The sequence below is a fragment of the Acetivibrio saccincola genome (assembly GCF_002844395.1).
GTDB lineage: Bacteria > Bacillota > Clostridia > Acetivibrionales > Acetivibrionaceae > Herbivorax > Herbivorax saccincola.
Window position 1 is genome coordinate 870,069 of sequence record NZ_CP025197.1, and the last position, 14,582, is coordinate 884,650.

The 14,582-nt window shown below is 37.4% G+C and carries 16 protein-coding genes and 3 pseudogenes; all 19 read left to right on the forward strand.

Annotation, left to right across the window (positions count from 1 at the left end; genetic code table 11):
- The first annotated feature begins 65 nt into the window (after positions 1–65).
- Positions 66–1,322: an IS110 family RNA-guided transposase gene (locus HVS_RS03930; RefSeq protein WP_101299463.1), complete on the forward strand. Its 1,257-nt coding sequence runs from the start codon at positions 66–68 to the stop codon at positions 1,320–1,322.
- 182 nt (positions 1,323–1,504) lie between these two features.
- Positions 1,505–1,753, forward strand: a complete 249-nt coding sequence (locus HVS_RS03935) for a putative toxin (protein ID WP_235827755.1) — start codon at positions 1,505–1,507, stop codon at positions 1,751–1,753.
- A 14-nt stretch (positions 1,754–1,767) separates the two neighbouring features.
- Complete coding sequence (locus HVS_RS03940; protein WP_101299467.1) at positions 1,768–2,340, forward strand: HEAT repeat domain-containing protein; 573 nt, start codon at positions 1,768–1,770, stop codon at positions 2,338–2,340.
- A 180-nt stretch (positions 2,341–2,520) separates the two neighbouring features.
- Positions 2,521–2,910: a cytochrome P450 family protein gene (locus HVS_RS03945; RefSeq protein ID WP_101299469.1), complete on the forward strand. Its 390-nt coding sequence runs from the start codon at positions 2,521–2,523 to the stop codon at positions 2,908–2,910.
- Positions 2,903–3,040, forward strand: a complete 138-nt coding sequence (locus HVS_RS16675; protein ID WP_169926535.1) for a hypothetical protein — start codon at positions 2,903–2,905, stop codon at positions 3,038–3,040. Before HVS_RS03945 ends, HVS_RS16675 begins: the two co-directional genes overlap by 8 nt.
- 135 nt (positions 3,041–3,175) lie before the next feature.
- Positions 3,176–4,885, forward strand: a pseudogene (locus tag HVS_RS17605) (phage/plasmid primase, P4 family); the annotation flags it as partial.
- A gap of 45 nt (positions 4,886–4,930) precedes the next feature.
- Entirely contained in the window at positions 4,931–8,293 is a 3,363-nt protein-coding gene (locus HVS_RS17610) for a polymorphic toxin-type HINT domain-containing protein (protein ID WP_423230880.1), read from the forward strand.
- Between the two features lie 28 nt (positions 8,294–8,321).
- Positions 8,322–8,642 carry a DUF6572 domain-containing protein gene (locus tag HVS_RS03980; RefSeq protein WP_101304062.1) on the forward strand — a complete coding sequence of 107 codons (321 nt, stop codon included), beginning with the start codon at positions 8,322–8,324 and terminating at the stop codon, positions 8,640–8,642.
- 17 nt (positions 8,643–8,659) lie between these two features.
- On the forward strand, positions 8,660–9,301 hold the full coding sequence (locus HVS_RS03985; protein ID WP_101299471.1) for a hypothetical protein: 642 nt from the start codon (positions 8,660–8,662) through the stop codon (positions 9,299–9,301).
- Between the two features lie 119 nt (positions 9,302–9,420).
- The gene (locus HVS_RS16460) at positions 9,421–9,633 is read left to right on the forward strand and encodes a hypothetical protein (protein WP_159063375.1); all 213 of its coding nucleotides are present in this window, start codon (positions 9,421–9,423) and stop codon (positions 9,631–9,633) included.
- A 38-nt stretch (positions 9,634–9,671) separates the two neighbouring features.
- Positions 9,672–9,884: pseudogene (locus HVS_RS17005) on the forward strand (polymorphic toxin-type HINT domain-containing protein); the annotation flags it as partial.
- Positions 9,885–10,255: 371 nt separating this feature from the next.
- On the forward strand, positions 10,256–10,495 hold the full coding sequence (locus tag HVS_RS03995) for a MafI family immunity protein (protein ID WP_101299474.1): 240 nt from the start codon (positions 10,256–10,258) through the stop codon (positions 10,493–10,495).
- Between the two features lie 310 nt (positions 10,496–10,805).
- Positions 10,806–12,380, forward strand: a complete 1,575-nt coding sequence (locus HVS_RS04000) for a polymorphic toxin-type HINT domain-containing protein (protein ID WP_242971671.1) — start codon at positions 10,806–10,808, stop codon at positions 12,378–12,380.
- Positions 12,381–12,394: 14 nt separating this feature from the next.
- Entirely contained in the window at positions 12,395–12,667 is a 273-nt protein-coding gene (locus tag HVS_RS04005) for an Imm32 family immunity protein (RefSeq protein WP_101299476.1), read from the forward strand.
- 209 nt (positions 12,668–12,876) lie between these two features.
- Positions 12,877–13,023: a hypothetical protein gene (locus HVS_RS16465; protein ID WP_159063376.1), complete on the forward strand. Its 147-nt coding sequence runs from the start codon at positions 12,877–12,879 to the stop codon at positions 13,021–13,023.
- A gap of 74 nt (positions 13,024–13,097) precedes the next feature.
- Positions 13,098–13,142: pseudogene (locus HVS_RS17010) on the forward strand (hypothetical protein); the annotation flags it as partial.
- On the forward strand, positions 13,143–13,457 hold the full coding sequence (locus HVS_RS04010) for a hypothetical protein (protein WP_235827558.1): 315 nt from the start codon (positions 13,143–13,145) through the stop codon (positions 13,455–13,457).
- 20 nt (positions 13,458–13,477) lie between these two features.
- Entirely contained in the window at positions 13,478–13,930 is a 453-nt protein-coding gene (locus HVS_RS04015; RefSeq protein WP_159063377.1) for a hypothetical protein, read from the forward strand.
- A 95-nt stretch (positions 13,931–14,025) separates the two neighbouring features.
- Complete coding sequence (locus HVS_RS04020) at positions 14,026–14,580, forward strand: polymorphic toxin-type HINT domain-containing protein (RefSeq protein ID WP_101299482.1); 555 nt, start codon at positions 14,026–14,028, stop codon at positions 14,578–14,580.
- Positions 14,581–14,582: the final 2 nt, after the last annotated feature.

Sequence of the window (14,582 nt, forward strand, 5' to 3'; positions counted from 1 at the left end):
ACACTTCTTTACAAGAAATGTCCCTAATCGAATCTAACGCTCTTAAATTGAGGTTGCCGGTATGAGTGGTGGAGACATTGGAAAAGGAGAGGATAAATATTTATCATAAACGAAACACCTGCTTTGTTGGAATTGATATGCACAAGGATACCCACTGTGCAGTTGTTATAGATTGCTGGATGAATAAACTGGGTGAGATTAACTTTGAAAACAGACCATCCAGATACCCTGCATTCGTTGAGGATGTTAGGAAGATTTGCGGGACAAAGGAAATTGTATTCGGACTTGAAGATACCAGAGGCTTTGGCAGAAACCTTGCTGCCTATCTGGTGGGCAGGAAGTTTGAAGTCAAGCACGTAAACCCTGCATATACAAGCGCTGTAAGGCTTGCAAACCCTATCATTTACAAGGATGACTCCTATGATGCCTATTGTGTGGCAAGGGTTCTTCGGGATATGGTAGACACTCTGCAGGATGCCAAACATGAGGATATATTCTGGACAATACGGCAGATAGTTAAAAGGCGGGATTTGATTGTAAAGAGCAATGTGATGAACAAGAACCAGCTCCACAGCCAGCTTGCTTATAGCTACCCGTCTTACAGGAAATTCTTTGCCATAATTGATTCCAAGAGTGCCTTATGTTTCTGGGAGAACTACCCGTCACCAGAGTATATATGGAACACAACACCGGAAGAAATATATCACACAATAAAGCCGGTGCATCAGGCACTTAAAATACAGCGCATTCATGAGATTATATCCATGATTGAAAGGGATGGAGACACAAGAAAGGACTATCAGCCCGAAAGAGATTTTATAGTCAGAAACATCGTAAAGGATATCAGGCACAACAAGGAGTTGATTGCCGAAATTGACGATGAACTAAGAAAGCTGATACCTTTGACAGGCTATAAGCTACATACAATGCCGGGAATCGACCTTGTTACAGAAGCGCAAATAATATCTGAAATCGGGGATATTAACCGTTTCCCTGACTCAGACAAGCTGGCTCGGTTTATGGGCTTGGCACCGGTGCAATTCAGCTCTGCCGGAAAGGGTAAAGACCAAAGATGCAGGAATGGCAACAGGGCACTAAATGCGATATTTCACTTTCTCGCAATCCAGATGGTAGCAGTATCGGCCTCAGGAAAGCCAAGACACCCGGTATTCAGGGAGTATTTTGAGCAGAAAGTTAAAGAGGGCAAGAACAAGCCACAGGCGCTTGTGTGCGTGGCAAGGCGGCTTGTGAGGATAATTTACGGCATGATGAAAACTAAGACTGAATACAGGCCATATGAAAAGGTTGATGACAAGAACTGATTTCATATTCTGGAAGTAAAGCGATGGAAGAAAATTCTTTTTTGATTGAGTTATGGTAGCAGGAATTATATAATAGATATAGTCCTTGTAGTGAGGGAACGCGTAGTACTGGTACAGATTTAGCACGGCAGCTTGGGAAAGAGGGAGAAGCAGCAGCGGGAATCATAAATCCTAAACAACGAATACCGTCCTTATCTGGTACTGCAAAATACAGAATTCCTGATGAGCTTTTGCATGACCAAAAAATATTAAGAGAAATTAAAAATGTTAGTAGCCAAAGCTATACAAATCAGCTAAAAGATTTTAATGCATGGGCAAAGCAGAATGGGTACCAATTTATTCTTGAAGTAAGACCAGGAGCAAAATTATCAGGACCACTTCAGGAGGCAATTAAAAATGGTGAAATAATACTAAAGTATATTGGTCAGTAGTTTGGAGGATGCATATGGGAAGACTTGATAAAGAAAAGTTAATTCAAGAGGTTAGAGAAAAAGGTGTTGAAATCACTAATATCAATGATTTAATGAAAATCAATATGAAGTATAGGGACTTAGTTCCTATACTTCTAAAACACTTGAATGAAGTCACTGATGAAAGTGATAAGGAATTTATAGTAAGATGCTTAGGGGTGAAAGGCTTTGTCGAAGCTGCTAAGCCATTAATTAGTGAATTCTATAAATCAAACAATGTTAGTTTTAAGTGGGCAATTGGCAACAGTCTATCAATTATCGCAGATGAGGAATCTTTACCAGAAATGATTAAAATAGCACAAGAAAAGGAGCACGGTATTGCACGACAAATGATAGTTGATGGTTTAGGGGCGTTTAAAAGAGAAGATGTAAAATCTGTATTAGTAAAATTACTAAATGATGATGATGTAGTTGGACACGCAATCTCAGGCATTTCAAAAACTGGAGATAAGGACTTAATAAAGTATATTGAACCATTTATAACATATAAAATTAAATGGATCAGAAATGAAGCGCGAAAAGCAATAAAAAAGCTTGAAAAGGCCTAATATTTCAGGCCACACAATTTCGGCTGAAGTGGTTTCATTCTTGTATACACTGATAATATGAGATAAAACCTACCAGGCAAGCCAATAAAACGGTAAGCCGGGTTTCTTTTTACTTATGCTTGACAAAATGCAATACATTGTAATACGATAAAACCAACAAGAAATACAGGAGGTGCAATAGTGTCTACAGAAAAGGATAGTATGTTACGGGTAAGGCTTACAAAAAGGCAGTCGGATGAATTGGATGCCATCATTAATGAGCTTCAGGCTCAGATGCCGGAAGCAAGCGTTACCACATCAAGCATAGCAAGATACGCTCTGGAGAAGTATGTGATCGACCATATCGCCAAGCGTGACGGAACAAAGATTTTCATTGAAATCAGCACAGCAGATGCCACAGAAGAGGACATAAAGAATCTCTACGACCTTCTTTCCAAGTTGTTTGACGAAACAAAGGAGAATTACTCACCAACGGTTCATTACATGGTTGGAGAGATATTAGAGCCAGTGATGATGAAGATGGCAAGCCTCATGAAACCAAAAAAACCGGAGGTGAAGGCAGGTGAGTAAGAAAAAGTACATTGTACGCTGCCCTCATTGCAATCACAGGGTATTTGATGCCGATTATGCTGATGTTGAAATCAAATGCCTGGTGTGCAGAAAGGTTTTTGAAGTAAAGCTGGAGAAAAAGGCGGGGTAAAAAGTGAATAAATCTGGCACAGAGCCACAAAGGGAGCGAATGACTCACCTATAGAGCCTGGCAGATAGTCTTAAAAACTATTTGTAAGGCTCTATTTATGTTCTCGGAGGAGGTGAGAATTTGAAAGTGACAATGATGGACGCAGCATTAAAATATGCAGAAGCCAATATCCCGGTTATACCTCTGCACTGGATTTGTGCGGATGGCTCCTGCTCCTGCAAGGCAGGGAGTGATTGCGACAGCAAGGGAAAGCATCCGCTATATACCGGCTGGTACAAGAATTCCACTACTGATGTTGAGCAAATAAAGAAATGATGGACGAAAACACCCAATGCCAATATAGGCATTCCTACAGGTGACAAGTCCGGCTGGCTGGTGCTTGATGTGGACGATGGCGGCAATGAAACCCTATCTGCACTTGAGGCAATACATGGAAAACTTAAGAACACTGTAACTGCTGTTACAGGAAGTGGTGGTCGTCATTATATCTTTAAATACCCTCAATGCAGGAGCATTCCTAATAAAACAAAGTTCGCACCGGGACTTGATACCCGTTCAACAGGTGGACTGATTGTCGTATCTCCAAGCATTCATGTAAGCGGTAATCGGTATGAATGGATAAAGGATCATTCTCCCTTTGACAGAACCCCGGCAGAAGCTCCAGCATGGTTATTAAAGCTCATGGAAAGGGTGGAAGTATTGCTTACACCCTTTGAAGGTAGCAGTATTGCAGCCGAGATTAAGGAAGGCAGCCGAAACAGTACCCTGACAAGCCTTGCAGGAACCATGAGGGCAAGAGGAATGACAGAAGAGAGCATCTATGCAGCATTGCTTGCTGAAAACAACGCAAGGTGCAATCCTCCGCTTGATGAAGCGGAAGTTAAAAAGATAGCGCACAGTGTCAGCCGATACCAGCCAAATCCTCCGATGAAGAAGCATTACCACAGGACAGACAGCGGTAATGCAGAAAGGCTGCGTGACCGGTTTGGTTCAATCATAAGGTATTGTCCGGCTTTCAAATACTGGTTGGTATATGACGGTTGCTGCTGGAAGAGAGAAACCGGAGAACTTATGCAGTTTGCTATAAAAACAGCAAGAGACATGCTCGCAGAAGCAAGCCGGATAGAAGATGAAGCCATGAGGAAAGAATTAGTGCGCCATGCCATGCAGTCTGAAAACGCAGGCAGGCTTAAAGCCATGATTGATGTTGCTTCAAACCTTGAAGGCTTGGTAATCATGCCAGATGAGCTGGATGCAGATATATGGAAGCTGAACTGTAAGAATGGTGTCGTAAATTTAAAGACAGGGGAGCTCCTTCCTCATAAGCGGGAGTACTATATGAGCAAAATCTGCCCTGTTGAATATAAACCAAGCAGCAAGGCTCCCAGATGGATGGATTTTCTGAATACCATTACGGGAGGAAGCAACGAGCTTGTAAGATACCTTCAAAAAGCTGTAGGCTCATCTTTAAGCGGAGATATTTCAGAGCAAGCCTTATTCGTCCTTTATGGAACAGGAGCAAACGGAAAAAGCACATTTCTAAACACCATCTCCGAACTGTTGGGAGATTATGCAAGAAATACTCCGTCCGAAACCTTTATGGCTAAAAGAATAGAAGCGATAGGAAATGATATCGCAAGTAAAGAAACCGTTTACAAGTACGACAGCAGAGGTAATTTAATTTCAGAAACAGACCCTGAAGGCAATACGAAGAGTTATAAATATGATTCAATGGGAAATAAAATTTCCGAAACGGATGCCAACGGAAATGAAGTTTTATACAAATATAACAGTAATGGTTGTATGACGTCAAAAACAGAGATTGACAAAGTTACCGGAAAAGAAATTAAGACAGAATATATTTATGACTCAATGAACCGGCTTATAGGAATGATTGACGGCAACGGAAAAAGTATAAGAATTGAGTACAATGCGGCAGGACAGCAATCAGCCCTTATTGATAAAACCGGCAACAGAACGGAATATGAGTATGATGCCTTTGGAAATCTTATACTTGTTAGATATGCTGACGGTACCACTGAAAAGTCTACTTATGATGCAGAAGGAAGAGAGACTTCATCAACGGACAGATTGGGCAGAACCACAAGGTATGAGTATGATAAACTGGGAAGGTTGATAAAGACTATAAACCCTGACGGTTCTTGTGTTGAAAATGAATATGACCCGTTAGGCAGGATAATATCCGTAAAAGATGAGCGGGGAAATGTAACAAAATATAAGTATGATGAAGTTGGCAATACAACTGAAGTTATTGACGCCCTTGGAAACGTGACAAAATATGAGTATGACAAAAACGGCAACAGGACAAAAATGATTGATGCCAACGGAAATGTTATTACCTTTGAATACGACAGCGACAATAACCCGGTAAGAACTATTTTCCCGGACGGCACTTATACATCTTATGAATACAACAGCATAGGTCAAAAAATATCAGAGCGGGATCAGGCAGGGTTAATTACGGTTTATGAATATGATGCAGCAGGAAGGGTTACAAAGGTTATTGACCCGTTAGGAAATGAAACCTGCTTTGAGTATGATGCTAAGGGAAATAGAATTTCCCAGACGGATGCCAATGGAAACAAAGTGAGATTTGAATATGACAAAATAGGAAATGTAACAAAGCAAATACTACCGTTAGGCTATGAAGAAGTAATCACATATGATGGTGAAGGCAGGGTAACGTCAAAAACAGATTTTAACGGCAATAAAATAGAATTTGAATACGATGTCGATGGAAACCTGATAAAGAAAACATATCCTGACGGAAAGAGTGAAGTTTACACATACACCCTTTCAGGACAAAGGGAGTCAGTTACTGATGAAAGGGGTACTACCTATTATGAATATGACCTGATGGACAGATTAATAAAACAAATAAATCCGGATGGAACCCAAATAACGTATACATACGACAAAGCCGGCAATTGTACAAGTGTTACCGTTCCGTCAGGCACCACATATTACACATATGATGAGTTAAACAGGCTAAAGTCCGTTACAGACCCGGACGGAAACACAACTACTTATACATACGATGCCATAGGCAACAGAAAAAGCGTTACTTATCCTAATAAAACAACAACCGAATATGAATATGACTATTTAAGCAGATTGATATCCCTGCTAAACCGCAATGAAGCAGGGGAAATAATTTCATCGTATAAATATACCCTTGGTCCTGCAGGCAACAGAATCAGGACGGAAGAAAACAACGGAAGGGTAATAAAATACACATATGATGATACTTACAAATTAATTAAAGAGGAAATAGAAAACCCTGACGGAGACAAGACAATAATAGAGTATACATATGATGCAGTTGGAAACAGGCTTTCAAAATCCGTAAACGGTGTGGTGACAGAATACACATATGACGAAAACAACAGGCTTATAACCGAAGGGCAGACTGTCTATACCTATGACAAAAACGGAAACACACTGTCTAAAAAGACAAAAACGGGAGAAGAAGTAACATATACATATGATTACAATAACAGGCTTACAAAAGTTAATATTACAGGTGCTAAAGACGCATCCACAGTTGAATATGCTTATAATGTAGATGGCATAAGAGTTCAAAAGGTAGTTGACGGTATAGAGGTAACTAATTATCTGGTTGATGAAAACAGACTGTATGCCCAGGTATTAGAAGAAAGGGACGGCGAAGGCAACTTAACAGTAAGCTATATTTACGGTGACGATTTGATAAGCCAAAAAAGAGGGGATAGTTTTAGTTATTACCACTATGACGGAATAGGAAGTACCAGGGCATTAACCGATATACATGGAAACATAACGGACACATACACATATGACTCCTTTGGAATGCTGACATCCAGGACAGGAACAACAGAAAACGACTATCTCTTTACAGGAGAGCAGTACGATGCAAATGTAAACTTCTACTATTTGAGGGCAAGGTATATGAATCCGGCATTGGGAAGATTCCTGACTATGGATTCATGGGGAGGTATTATAACTGACCCAATTACCCTGCATAAATACCTGTATGCAGATTGTGACCCGGTGAACAAAATCGACCCGTCAGGACATTTTTCGATTTTAGGAACCTTGGCACTTGTAACGTATACAGTCTCAATAGCAGCTATTGCATTACCTGTTTTTGCAGGAATATACCTTACAATAGTAAATAAAGTATCAGTGTTGGATTACATTTCAGCACTGTGTTCGGAAGATGTATGGATAGAGGCGGCCATAGGTATTGGAATGGGAGCAGTATTAGGATTGGGGATTAAGGCAATAGCCAAAAAACTAGCATGTGAAGTGGTGGCATTTATAGGAGTGATTATGTCCCTGTGGAGCCTTTACCAGTCAATTGATTTAAGTATTAATATGATAAAGGGAGGGGTATCACGGGAGCAGGTAGCCAGATACCTGGCAGTACTTACGGCAACGGTAATACTGACTACAATAATAGGAAAGGTATGCTTCACTGAGGATACCCTTATTAAGACGGAGGACGGCTATAAAGAAATCAAAGATATAGAGGTAGGGGATTTAGTTTACTCAGAAGACCCGCTGACAGGAGAAAAAGGACTAAAGAGGGTAACTAATATATTTGTAAATGAAACCAGCGTTATAGTAAGGATTTATGCAGGAGATGAAGAAATAGAAACAACACCCACCCATCCGTTTTGGGTAATAGGAAAGGGATGGGTAGCAGCAGGTGACATAGAAGCAGGAGATAAGGTATACTTATATTCAGGAGAAGGAAGAGAAGTAAAGGAAGTAAGGTTTGAGTATTTAGATACGCCAATAAAGGTATATAACTTTGAAGTTGAAGACTGGCATACATACTTTGTATCAGAGCTGGATGTATTTGTACATAATAGTTGTAAGGGAAAGAGTAATTCTAATGGAAGTTCACAAGCTGATGTATTGGCAAATAATCGTGCACAAGGAAGAGCCTTTGAGCAGCAGGAATTTGCCAAGTTTAGTAGCAACAATACAAATGCTGTAGAACAAATTACAATTAAAACATCTAATGGAACAAAAATACGAGTTGATGCAATTGGGTTAGATGCAAATGGAAATATTGTTATAAATGAGTTTAAATCGTCGACTACAGCACCGTTAACACAAAACCAAAAAATTGGATTTCCTGAATTGTTTAGTGGTGGAGGTACCGTTGTTGGCAAAGAAAAAGGGATGTTTACTGGAGGTTATCAAATATCTCCTGGAATAGAGGTGATAATAGTTAGACCATAAAAAAATCTGATTGATGAAAGGAGTAGTTATGTCAGTAGTTGATATTAACAAAGTTGATGGTATAGGAATAAGCAAAGATGGTAATAAACTTATGCTACTTATTACAGACCATCTTGATTGGACAAATGAGTATGAGCATATAATTCATTTGCAAAATAAGATTAATGCTTATATAAATTTTTTGGAAACTGAGCAGTATAAAGAGGTATACCCCAATAAGCAATTTGAGCATTATTGTATTGAAATCCACTTTAAATATGAATTGTCTTCAAATTGCTTGAAGTTTATTAATGTAGTCAATGAACAGCTTAAAAAAAATCACATTACTATTGAAACAATAGTTGTATAATTTTGAGGAGTGATAAGATGACAAAAGAGGAAAAGGAAGTTTTAAAAGAAATCCAGAAGGCAGTAAAGCGTGGTATTAAACAAAATGTAAGCCGAGCAGAATGCAAATTGGTATCAAACAGCATTTATAAAAAACTCGATGATTATTTTATAAGTGCGATATACTTTGTGCATTTCAGTTATAATCAGTACAAATTAACTCTTCGGTACAATATTAAGCTATACTGCTACGATAATATATTTTGGGATGTTATAGACATGAAAGAGAACGCATTCCAAAAAGACAGCTTAAGAGCAAATGGTGCATATGTTGCACCTTCCATACAGTGGGACGAAAAAACATATACAATAACAAACATAAATGAAGCGGAACTAGTTTGTATCGAGGCGATTAATGACTTTAATATTCAGAGTAAAATAATTATAAATAAAATCTTATCCGAATATGGTAGTTTTGATTCCTATGTTTTAAAACAAGAAGGAATAATGGATGAGAAGCTACTTAAAATGCTGGCTTATATTAATATGAAAAAGTATGAAGCCGCTGAAATTATTGCTAATACAGAATTAGAACAAGGACGAGGAGGTAGATTTCAAAACAAAGGAATTTATATTAATGAATATGTTCTAATGTATTGTAGAGGGAAACAGTTAAAGTAATTGTATATCTGAGGCAATATATCAAAAAGGAAAGCTATAACATCATATAAGCTTATGTGGATAATTATTAACCCTTGCATAGCTAATAACGGTGTTATAGCTTTCTTTTGTCTATAATTATGTGTTGTAAACATAAATACCTGTATGTAGATTTGGACCTGGTGAAAAAAATTGGCCAGCCAGGATACTTCTTAATTTTAGGAGTAATGACGGCGATAACGGTTACTACTGCAATAGCTTCTATAGCAATATCTATTTTCACGGGAGTATACCTTGCAGTTCTATGTTCGGAAGAAGACTCTATAACTAGGGAAAAGAGACTTAAAAAGTAACGAAGGTATTTGTAAATGAAACCAGCGTTATAGTAAGGATTTATGTAGGAGATGAAGAAATAGAGACAACACCGACCCATACGTTTTGGGTAATAGGAAAAGGCTGGGTAGCAGCAGGTGACATAGAAGCAGGAGATAAGGTATACTTATATTCAGGAGAAGGAAAAGAAGTAAAGGAAGTAAAGTTTGAGTATTTAGATACACCAATAAAAGTATATAATTTTGAAGTTGAAGACTGGCATACCTACTTTGTATCAGAGCAGGATGTATTTGTACATAATAGTTGTAAGGGTAAGGGAACGGAAAAACCTGAAGAATTTGTAAATTTAGCAAGCGATTCTAGAACAAACCATATTCTTTATGGGATGAAACAGGTGGAGGACATTTGTGGCCTGGAAAGTCCGGTAAATCGGTATTCCCAGAATCATGGGATGCTAATAAGGTAATGCATAATGTGTCTGATATTGCAACAGAACCGGAAATAATTTAAAAAAAAGGAAGAGTTATTAATAGTATACAAAGATATGAGGTTGTTGGTATAAGGGATGGTATAAAAATAAAAGTTATAACAGATGGTATAGACATAATTACTGCCTTTCCTATATATTAAGGAGGATGTTACATGGACTTTAATAAAATTTTAGTTATTGCGAAAAGAAATAATTTACCACATAACGACATTGAAACTATTAGAGAGTATCTCGAACATAGAGAGTGGGGAATTGCTTTTGAACAACTTTGTAGTGCAATTGAAGATGAAGAAATAGTTATAACAGAAGATGATTATGCATTGATTGAAGAGATTGGAAATATTATGAATATGGATAAAAAATTGTGGAGATGTTTAAAACATAAGAAATAAGTGTAAATAAAGATTAACTTAGTAGTTATTCAAGTTTATAATACAATAATTACATGGATTGAATAATTCAAATTATAAATCAATCACATTTTTACTGTTAATAAGCCATACACTTTTTGTACGCTAAAACTAATTTTTTCCAGGATTAGTCAAGATGTTTAAAATAAATGAAGTGTAGTGAGATATTTAAAAATTTAAAAAGACAAATACGGGAGAAGAGGTAACCTATACATATGATTACAATAACAGGCTTGTAAAGGTTGCAATTACAGGAGCTAAAGACGCATCCACAGTTGAATATGCTTATGATGTGGATGGTATAAGAGTTCAAAAGGTAGTTGACGGAACGAATATAACTAATTATCTGGTTGATGAAAACAGACTGTATGCCCAGGTATTAGAAGAAAGGGACGGCGAAGGCAACTTAACAGTAAGTTATGTTTACGGTGACGATTTGATAAGCCAAAAAAGAGGGGATAGTTTTAGTTATTACCACTATGACGGAATAGGAAGTACCAGGGCATTAACCGATATACATGGAAACATAACGGACACATACACATATGACTCCTTTGGAATGCTGACATCCAGGACAGGAACAACAGAAAACGACTATCTCTTTACAGGAGAGCAGTACGATGCAAATGTAAACTTCTACTATTTAAGAGCAAGGTATATGAATCCGGCATTGGGAAGATTCCTGACAATGGATTCATGGGGAGGTATTATAACTGACCCAATTACCCTGCATAAATACCTGTATGCAGATTGCGACCCGGTAAATAAAATTGACCCGTCAGGACACTTTTCGATTTTAGGAGTAATGACGGCGATAACAATTACTGCCACAATAGCTTCCATAGCAATACCTGTTTTCACGGGAATATACCTTGCAATAGTAAATAAAGTATCAGTGTTGGATTACATTGCAGCACTGTGTTCGGAAGATGTATGGATAGAGGCGGCCATAGGTATTGGAATGGGAGCAGTATTAGGATTGGGGATTAAGGCAATAGCCAAAAAACTAGCATGTGAAGTGGTGGCATTTATAGGAGTGATTATGTCCTTGTGGAGTCTCTATCAGTCAATTAATTTAAGTATTGACATGATAAATGGAGGAGTGTCACGAGAGCAGGTAGCCAGATACTTAGCTGTACTTACAGCAACAGTAATATTGACTACAATAATAGGGAAGGTATGTTTTACTGAGGATACCTTGATTAAGACGGATGATGGTTATAAGGAAATTAAGGATATAGAGGTAGGGGATTTAGTCTACTCGGAAGATCCACTAACAGGAGAGAAGGGACTTAAGAAAGTAACAAATGTATTTGTAAATGAAACTAGCGTTATAGTGAGGGTGTTTGTAGAAGATGAAGAAATAGAGACAACACCAACCCATCCATTTTGGGTAATAGGAAAAGGCTGGGTAGCAGCAGGTGACATGGAAGTAGGAGATAAGGTATACTTATATTCAGGTGAAGGAAGAGAAATAAAGGAGTTAAAGTTTGAGCATTTAGATTCACCAATAAAGGTATACAACTTCGAAGTTGAAGACTGGCACACATATTTTGTATCAGAGCAGGATGTATTTGTACATAATAGCTGTGGGGGTAATAACCTTATTGATGGTGAAAATATGACAACCAATCAAGCACTGAGTGGAGCAGATAATTTTCTTGGGGCAGGGTATCAAGAGGTGGCACCAGGAGTTTTTCGTTCGAAAGATAGATTACGACAGATAAGGATGACGAATTCAGATATTACGGGTGCACATGGTGGTGGTCCTCATATGAATTTTGAAATTGGTAAGTCAATTACTAACCCAAATGGAAGAGTGACGTTTAAAGTAACTGACAACATTCATATTTATCTAACAGATTAAAGGAGGAAAAATTGTTGAATGAAAAAATTAAAGAACTGAAAATGTGTTACAAAAAACTCTTTGGAGAGGGCATTTATAGTAAGTGCTATATTGAAGTAACGGATAGAGATGAGATCGTATTATCCGCTAATAAAGAAGGATTACTATTACTGGTAGAAGAAATTATTACACTTTGTGAGAATGAGCAATTGGGAAGTCATTATCATTTGGATGGAGCAGGAATGGCGAATAAATGCGATAAACCTTTAGTTATACAGCTTATCAAGGCTCCGTGGCAAAATGATTGAGTTTGTACCTATTTTTACATATTTCAATTAAAAACCAGAGGGGTCAGCAATGACTCCTCTAAAACCTTTGAAACAATACGTTATTTTATAAAATTCAACTCCCATTATGACCCCTTTGTTGCAAAGACAATTTTAACGCTAATTCTAACGCCTATATGATTTCAGCACACTCAGGGTTGAAGGTATAGAATGGGTAGATTCAGGGAGGTTTGAAAACTGATGACAGGTTTGTAATATACTCAGGGGACATACTTAAGGTAAAGAAAGCCTTTGGTGAGTATCTGAACATACTACTAAAATTGTATAATTTTGAAGAATTACGTAAATATACCGTTAGGTTTTTTATAATTAATTAATGTGGTAATTTTAAATTTTAATACTAACTAATTAAGAAATCAAGGGGGTAAAGTTTGAACATTTAGATTCACCAATAAAGGTATACAATTTTGAAGTTGAAGACTGGCACACCTACTTTGTGTCAGATCAGGATGTATTTGTACATAATAGTTGTGGAGGCAAATATCCAAAAGATTTTCAATCCAATAAGACAGCACAAAAAGGTGCGAAATTTAACAGCCAAGGAGAAGCACGTTCAATTGCAAGAACAAAGGTTGGGAGAGATCCTGTAAATATTGGAGATAATAAACTGAGAAGTCAAAACGGTAAATGGCAATATCGTAGTGAGCCAGGAGAATTATCAGGTCATGGGAAAGGGCAACCTCATATTCACTTAGAGAAGCTCGATCCAATTACAGGAGAAATAATAGAAAACTGGCATTTATATTGGTAGTGATGAAAGGGGTTTTTTTAGTGAAAAGATATACTAGTATTACTGGAGAGATGTTATTAAAAAGTTATGAATCAAAGTCTTGGGAATTAATAATTGAAATAAATCCAGAAGACATTGTTTCATTTTATATGGAACTCCAGCTACTTAAGTCAGAATTATGTGAAACTGTTACAATAAAATCTTCAAGTACTTTTTGTGATGTTAATATAAGCATGTCAGATGTGGGAAATGATTCTATAATTAAGGTTATTGATAAAAGTTACAAAGTACGCTTAAGTAATAATTCTGTTGATGTAATTTTAGCATTTATCCTTAAATATTATAAAGATTTTTGTGCACCTGTTAGTCATTTGCATATTGAATTGTCTGATAATAAAATATTAGGAGTGGATGGTTCATTGACTATAATTGCTAGTAATTCAGCAAAACCTATAAGTGGAGATGATGCAAAAAAGCTTTTGGGAATAGATTAATAAATAGTAAAATTATTAATTCTAAAAATGCAGTAAAATGCAATTAGAAGAGAGTAACAAATGTATTTGAAAATGAAACTAGCGTTATAGTAAGGATGTTTGTAGAAGATGAAGAAATAGAGACAACACCAACCCATCCATTTTGGGTAATAGGAAAAGGCTGGGTAGCAGCAGGTGACATGGAAGTAGGAGATAAGGTATACTTATATTCAGGTGAAGGAAGAGAAATAAAGGAGTTAAAGTTTGAGCATTTAGATTCACCAATAAAGGTATACAACTTCGAAGTTGAAGACTGGCACACATATTTTGTGTCAGAGCAGGATGTATTTGTACATAATGCGTGTGGAGGCAAGGGAGCAGATGGAAAAGGAAGATCGGGTAATAAGTTAAAACCCGATGCAGAAGCTACAGGTCCTCATACGACATTTAAAAGAGATCCTAATACGGGGAAAATAACCAATTATGAAACATGGGGAAAAACTGACCCAAGAAACCCCAATCCTTTTGAAAGTAAAATAAGGTTTGACGGAACAGGTAAACCACATTTTAATAAAGTTACAGGAGAAAAACTATTACCACACGTTCATGATAAAACTATCCTAGGGGGTGTTAGGGAACCATTTCTATGGGAAATACCTTTCGGATACTAAAA

What these genes read in the sequence shown, in the direction of transcription:
- HVS_RS03940 (WP_101299467.1), top strand. Translation starts at nt 1,768, where the DNA reads ATGGGAAGACTTGATAAAGAAAAGTTAATTCAAGAGGTTAGAGAAAAA.
- HVS_RS03985 (WP_101299471.1), top strand. Translation starts at nt 8,660, where the DNA reads ATGACAAAAGAGGAAAAGGAAGTTTTAAAAGAAATCCAGAAGGCAGTA.
- HVS_RS04020 (WP_101299482.1), top strand. Translation starts at nt 14,026, where the DNA reads ATGTTTGTAGAAGATGAAGAAATAGAGACAACACCAACCCATCCATTT.
- HVS_RS03995 (WP_101299474.1), top strand. Translation starts at nt 10,256, where the DNA reads ATGGACTTTAATAAAATTTTAGTTATTGCGAAAAGAAATAATTTACCA.
- HVS_RS16460 (WP_159063375.1), top strand. Translation starts at nt 9,421, where the DNA reads ATGTGTTGTAAACATAAATACCTGTATGTAGATTTGGACCTGGTGAAA.
- HVS_RS17610 (WP_423230880.1), top strand. Translation starts at nt 4,931, where the DNA reads ATGATTGACGGCAACGGAAAAAGTATAAGAATTGAGTACAATGCGGCA.
- HVS_RS03980 (WP_101304062.1), top strand. Translation starts at nt 8,322, where the DNA reads ATGTCAGTAGTTGATATTAACAAAGTTGATGGTATAGGAATAAGCAAA.